Consider the following 5136-nt stretch of genomic DNA (forward strand, 5'->3'; position numbering starts at 1 on the left):
TTCAAAGGTGAAAACATCTTACACCGGTGAGCTTTTAAGAAAAATCCTAAAGATGGGATAGTTTTTTTAAAACTTTCATTTTCTCAGTGTATCCAAGTTTTGCCTTTTCAACAGCAGTTCTTAATATCTCTATTGATTCATCGTATGTTTTTCTATCCACAGGATATGGATATCCATCTTTTCCTCCATGGGCAAAGGAAAAACTCACAGGGTCTTTGAAGGAAAGGTCTGAACCAAATATAAGATGTGAAAGTAGCGCCAACGCCCTTAAAGTTTTTGCCCCCACTCCTTTTACAAGTAGAAGTTCCTCAAAACTATTTAGGGGTAATTCCTTTAATTTTGCCACTATATTCATAAGTCTTTTTTCATTATAATCTTCAAAGAATATTGGGTGATGGTATGGAAATTTTATCTTCTGAAATTTTATCTTCTTGACATCTTTTATCCTACCCAACTCCTTTAGTGAAATTTCTTTTGATATTTTAACAATCTCTTTTCTTGTGGATTCTATACTTGAATCGATAAGATTTAATGGTTTTTCTTTTCTTTCAGAGACTATACCCTTATGAGGATCACTCACAAAACTCTTTACCTCATCTGATAACCAGTGATACCTTCTTGCAAACCTACCTTCTATTTTCATCCCCTGCTCAATTACTGCCCATTTCCCATCCTTTGTGTATATAAAAAAGTGATGATATATTGAGAAACCATCCTGAAGTCCATGGGAGTCCACCTTTGCCACAAGTCTTGATATCCTTTTAAGTTCATTTGCTGTTTTAAAATTTATAAATCCCCTCTCTCCCCATCTCTCTATATCTTCAGGCGTCTTTATTCCTCTTTTTCCTTTACCTCCTGCAAAGAATATACCAATCTCTCCCTCGATGTTTTTAAGTCCCTCTTTTAATGCACCTGTAACTGTTGTTGTAATACCAGATGAATGCCAATCAAAGCCAAGTATGCATCCAAAGGATTGAAACCAAACTGGATCAGAAATTCTTTTTATAAACTCGTCTCTACCAAAGTTTATAACTATTGAAAGGGTAATCTCCCTTGCAAGCTTAACCATACGAGAGAAAAGCCATTTTGGTGCCTTACCTCCATGAAGAGGTAAATCTGCATAACCTCTTCTCATTCTACATTAACTTCTAAAATCCAATTTTCCTCTGAAAGATTTCCTACAAGTTCATCAATCTTAAGGTCTTTGGGAACGCTTATATAAAGAATTATATTTAGATATGTCTCCCCTCTCTCAAATTTTACATTCTCTATATTTATTCCATGCTCTCCAAGAATTGTTCCAATTTTTCCAAGTTGACCTGGTTCATCTGTAACTTTAACCATAAGAATCCTTTTCTTCCTATCCTTTTTTCCAAAAGTCTCAATCTCAAAATTCCTTAAAAGTATTAGAGTGAGGAATGTTAAAAGGGAGACAAGAAAAGCGAGTAAATAGAGTCCAAGACCACATGAAAGTCCAATTGCGGCAGAAACCCAGATAGTTGCAGCAGTGGTTAATCCTTTTACAGAAAAACCTTCTTTTATAATAGTCCCTGCACCTAAAAAACCAATGCCAACTACAATATTTGCAGCAACTCGGCTGGGGTCGTTGGCAGTTCCAAATAGTTTATAAAAGTATATGGAACTTATTGTAAATGAGGCAGAACCTACAGATACAAGAATGTGAGTTCTAAGTCCTGCTGGTCTATTCCTTCTCTCTCTTTCAAATCCAATTAATCCTCCAAAGACAAAGGCAAGGAGGATTTTTAAAAGAATATTAAGAAAATCTCCCATTTACTCTATTATAGCATTTTAGTCTGAATAATTTATGAGTTATGCTCTTATTATATTGTTGTTCTTTTTGATCCTTTTTGTCTCAAGGGTTAAATAGTAAGCTTTTGGATCCTCCTTTTTAAGGAGTTTTTCAAACTTCTTTGTGTTCTTTTTAGGCATTGTTACATAAAGTACCTTTTTATCTCCATGATACCCTTTGCCATCCAACTCCGTTAATACATAACCTTCCTTCCTTAACTTAAATGCAAGGTCAATTCCTCCTGTTGATGGCACAACAATGAATGTTTCAACTCCAATACCAACTTTCTCCTCTATAAATATGGCAAAGTAGTTTCCAAGTGCAAAACCAAGAGCATAAACAATTATATTCACAAGATTATCAAGGTGGGTTAATACAAGACTTAAACCATAAATATATATTATTGTCTCAAAGAAAGATATAACAAATGTCCATAACTTGTACCCTTTAACCATAAATATTGTCCTGAGACCTGCCATTGTCATTCCAACAAATCTTATAAGAAAAATAAGGAAGGCGATTTTAAGAGCTTCTATATCCACCTTTCACCTCCTTTCGGTGGTATAATTAATTCCATGAAAAGAAAAAGTTTAATAATAACTTTTCTCATCGTCGCACTATTTTATTCCTTTATCTTCATTTTGTCAAGACATACGAATCCCTTGTTTTTTATGGGAACAGGATGGAAGTTTTACAAATTTGAAGATAAGAGAGTAGTCTCCACACTAAAGGTTCATCAAATAAAAAAGGCTGAGAGAGCATTTCTAAAAAATGTGAAGATATATCCTAAGTGTTCAGGTATACTTCATGAGGATATAAAAGAGAAACTTCTATCCTTTTCCTTTGATGACTATCTTTTCATCCCTTTGAGGATGGTTGTACCCAATCCAAATGAAGGGGATGAGATTGTGGTTAAGTTTGAGGAGGAAGTGGTAAATGGAGATGCTATAAACTATATATTTGGTTTCCCTGTAAGGGTTGAGAAGATAGAGCTTAGAAAGCCAACAAAGTTTATAAGTGTGGAAGTTGTAAGAGAAGAGAGATGAGGCTTCCCGGATTGGATACTCCAACAATTTTTCTATATGCTGTTTATCTTATCCTTGGAGATTTTCTCTTATACGGTGGAGGGAAAATTTTAAAGATAAAAGATCTAAAACCTCCTAAGTCCAGTCTCATTCTTATTGTGTCTATATTCTCACAGTGGGTTTTTAGGCTTTATTATCCAGGAAAACTTGGGGCGTTATTGGGAATTATAGTCACTCTTCTCTTCATAGAAGCAATACTTGATATAAAATTTAAAAGGGCAGTTTTTCTCTGGCTTATTTTGATTTTTTCAGAAGCTCTTGCCCTTCTTGTGTCTTTCCTTGTATTCAAAGATGTGAGTTTTTTCATTTGATTTGGTAAAATAAAATTGAAGAAAACTCAAAGGAGGGAAATATGGAGATAAAGGTTGTAAAGATTGAAAACCCAGAGGAGTTAAATGTTATACTTGGACAATCCCACTTTATAAAAACTGTTGAGGATATACATGAAGCGCTTATCACATCATGCCCAGGAATAAAGTTTGGTCTTGCCTTTAATGAGGCATCTGGTCCATGTCTTGTGAGATACTCAGGAAACGATGATGAACTTGTAAAACTTGCTGTAAAGAATGCGAAAAATGTTGGAGCAGGGCACTTCTTTATAATATTTTTGAAAGATGCATTTCCCATAAATATTCTTAACAAGATCAAAATGGTTCCAGAGGTTGTAAGGATTTTTGCTGCAAGTGCAAACCCAATGGAAGTTGTTGTATATGAGACAGAACAGGGAAGAGCAGTTTTAGGCGTTGTTGATGGTTTTTCTCCAAAGGGTGTTGAGAACGAAGAAGATATAAAGAAGAGAAAAGAGCTTTTAAGAAAATTTGGATACAAACTATGAAAATTGAAGGTTATGGTTTCGGCTGGATGAAAATAAATGGAAAGGTATATAAAAAGGATTTGATAATATTTCCTGAAAGAATTATGGATAATTGGTGGAGAGAGGAAGGACATTATTTGAGGGAGAGTGATATATTTGAAGTATTTATTGAGAAACCAGATATCCTTGTTGTTGGAACAGGATACTATGGGTATATGAAGATTGATGAGGAACTTGTAAAGAAGCTAAAGAGTGAAGGAATAGACCTTGTATATGATAAAACGGGGGAAGCTGTTAAAAAATTTAATGAGTTGATAAAAAATAAAAAGGTTATTGGGGCTTTTCATTTGACATGTTAAGGGGAAAAATTTGAAAGGAGGTATAAAATGTATTACATCATTTACAAGGACAGATTAAAGGAAGGGAAGAGTATGGAGGACTTTAAAAACTGGCTCAGAGAGTTTATGCCCATTCAAAGAGAGTGGGGTGCAAAGGATTTTGATGTCTATAAACCTCTGTATGGTGAATCCAATGTCTTTTATGTGAGATATACAGTGGAATCACTGGATAAGTGGAAAAAGGGTCTTGAATCTCCCATGGGTAAAAGATTGATTGAAGCTATAAATAGGATTATAGATGTTGCCCATGTGGAGGTGGAGGTTATGGAAAAAATAGATATGAGTGATATTGAAATAGACCAAGGAATCTAATCAGATAGGGCAAACTCCACCACACTCTTTGCAAGGGAGAAAGTTGCATCAATTATAGGAATACTACTTTTAATATATGGAATAAGGATCGGTATCTCTGTGCATGCAGCGATAAGGATATCAACCTCATTACTTAAGTTATCAATACACTCCTGCAAAAGATTTGCTTTTTCCTTGACTCTCCCAGCTTTTACCGAATATATAACATCCATCAACTTCTTCTGGACACTTACTTTTGGAACTACAATTGTGTATCCCTCTTTCTCAAAGACACTATGATATACCTTTCCAGCTATTGTTCCCTCTGTGGCTAAAAGTCCAATTCTTTTTGCATCTCTCTGGTTCTTCTTTATATCCTTAAGGACACTTTCCACTATACTTATAAAAGGAACATTTATGTTTTTCCTTATATCATCCACAAAGAAATGAGCTGTATTGCACGGCATACATATAGCATCTACTCCTGCATTTTCCAGTAAGTTTGCAGATCTCAAAAGATATGGAAGAGGGTTCTCTCCCTTACCAAGGATAAACTGAGTTCTGTCAGGAATTTGGGGATAGTTGTCTATTATTAAGTGAATATGTTCCTGATCTTTCTTTGCTGGTGTATTCTTGATTATCTTGTAAAAAAGGTCCAGAGTTGCCTCTGGACCCATTCCGCCTATTATCCCAACAGTTTTCATGATTTATTTCCACTTACTCTCGTCCATCTCTCCC

The 5136-nt window shown here is 35.0% G+C and carries 9 protein-coding genes; 5 read left to right on the forward strand and 4 right to left on the reverse strand.

Translation table 11 applies throughout. The annotated features are described in order from the left end of the window. Window positions 1-46: 46 nt before the first annotated feature. Genes J7J33_04450 through J7J33_04460 form a run of 3 tightly spaced genes read right to left on the reverse strand, consistent with a single transcriptional unit; the run spans window position 47 to window position 2352 of the window. Window positions 47-1135 (reverse strand): DUF763 domain-containing protein, encoded by a 1089-nt coding sequence (locus tag J7J33_04450; protein MCD6168538.1) that lies wholly within the window; start codon window positions 1133-1135, stop codon window positions 47-49. Next, on the reverse strand, window positions 1132-1791 hold the full coding sequence (locus tag J7J33_04455; GenBank protein MCD6168539.1) for an MgtC/SapB family protein: 660 nt from the start codon (window positions 1789-1791) through the stop codon (window positions 1132-1134). Before J7J33_04455 ends, J7J33_04450 begins: the two co-directional genes overlap by 4 nt. A gap of 39 nt (window positions 1792-1830) precedes the next feature. Then, complete coding sequence (locus tag J7J33_04460) at window positions 1831-2352, reverse strand: DUF2179 domain-containing protein (protein MCD6168540.1); 522 nt, start codon at window positions 2350-2352, stop codon at window positions 1831-1833. A 33-nt stretch (window positions 2353-2385) separates the two neighbouring features. Here J7J33_04460 and J7J33_04465 point away from each other — a divergent pair, with 33 nt between their 5' ends. Genes J7J33_04465 through J7J33_04485 form a run of 5 tightly spaced genes read left to right on the forward strand, consistent with a single transcriptional unit; the run spans window position 2386 to window position 4419 of the window. After that, entirely contained in the window at window positions 2386-2856 is a 471-nt protein-coding gene (locus J7J33_04465) for a hypothetical protein (protein MCD6168541.1), read from the forward strand. Continuing rightward, on the forward strand, window positions 2853-3206 hold the full coding sequence (locus tag J7J33_04470; GenBank protein MCD6168542.1) for a hypothetical protein: 354 nt from the start codon (window positions 2853-2855) through the stop codon (window positions 3204-3206). The genes J7J33_04465 and J7J33_04470 overlap by 4 nt, the downstream gene beginning before the upstream one ends. Window positions 3207-3247: 41 nt before the next feature. Next, window positions 3248-3730 carry an adenosine-specific kinase gene (locus J7J33_04475; GenBank protein ID MCD6168543.1) on the forward strand — a complete coding sequence of 161 codons (483 nt, stop codon included), beginning with the start codon at window positions 3248-3250 and terminating at the stop codon, window positions 3728-3730. Then, window positions 3727-4068 carry a hypothetical protein gene (locus J7J33_04480; protein ID MCD6168544.1) on the forward strand — a complete coding sequence of 114 codons (342 nt, stop codon included), beginning with the start codon at window positions 3727-3729 and terminating at the stop codon, window positions 4066-4068. The genes J7J33_04475 and J7J33_04480 overlap by 4 nt, the downstream gene beginning before the upstream one ends. A gap of 27 nt (window positions 4069-4095) precedes the next feature. Then, window positions 4096-4419: a hypothetical protein gene (locus J7J33_04485; protein ID MCD6168545.1), complete on the forward strand. Its 324-nt coding sequence runs from the start codon at window positions 4096-4098 to the stop codon at window positions 4417-4419. Here the strand turns inward: J7J33_04485 and J7J33_04490 are convergent. After that, window positions 4416-5102: an amino acid racemase gene (locus tag J7J33_04490; GenBank protein MCD6168546.1), complete on the reverse strand. Its 687-nt coding sequence runs from the start codon at window positions 5100-5102 to the stop codon at window positions 4416-4418. The two genes, J7J33_04485 and J7J33_04490, sit on opposite strands and share 4 nt — an antisense overlap. Window positions 5103-5136: the final 34 nt, after the last annotated feature.

The organism is Caldisericia bacterium (assembly GCA_021158845.1).
GTDB lineage: Bacteria > Caldisericota > Caldisericia > B22-G15 > B22-G15 > B22-G15.

What these genes read in the sequence shown, in the direction of transcription:
- J7J33_04485 (MCD6168545.1), top strand. Translation starts at nt 4,096, where the DNA reads ATGTATTACATCATTTACAAGGACAGATTAAAGGAAGGGAAGAGTATG.
- J7J33_04490 (MCD6168546.1), bottom strand. Translation starts at nt 5,102, where the DNA reads ATGAAAACTGTTGGGATAATAGGCGGAATGGGTCCAGAGGCAACTCTG.
- J7J33_04465 (MCD6168541.1), top strand. Translation starts at nt 2,386, where the DNA reads ATGAAAAGAAAAAGTTTAATAATAACTTTTCTCATCGTCGCACTATTT.
- J7J33_04470 (MCD6168542.1), top strand. Translation starts at nt 2,853, where the DNA reads ATGAGGCTTCCCGGATTGGATACTCCAACAATTTTTCTATATGCTGTT.
- J7J33_04480 (MCD6168544.1), top strand. Translation starts at nt 3,727, where the DNA reads ATGAAAATTGAAGGTTATGGTTTCGGCTGGATGAAAATAAATGGAAAG.
- J7J33_04475 (MCD6168543.1), top strand. Translation starts at nt 3,248, where the DNA reads ATGGAGATAAAGGTTGTAAAGATTGAAAACCCAGAGGAGTTAAATGTT.
- J7J33_04450 (MCD6168538.1), bottom strand. Translation starts at nt 1,135, where the DNA reads ATGAGAAGAGGTTATGCAGATTTACCTCTTCATGGAGGTAAGGCACCA.
- J7J33_04455 (MCD6168539.1), bottom strand. Translation starts at nt 1,791, where the DNA reads ATGGGAGATTTTCTTAATATTCTTTTAAAAATCCTCCTTGCCTTTGTC.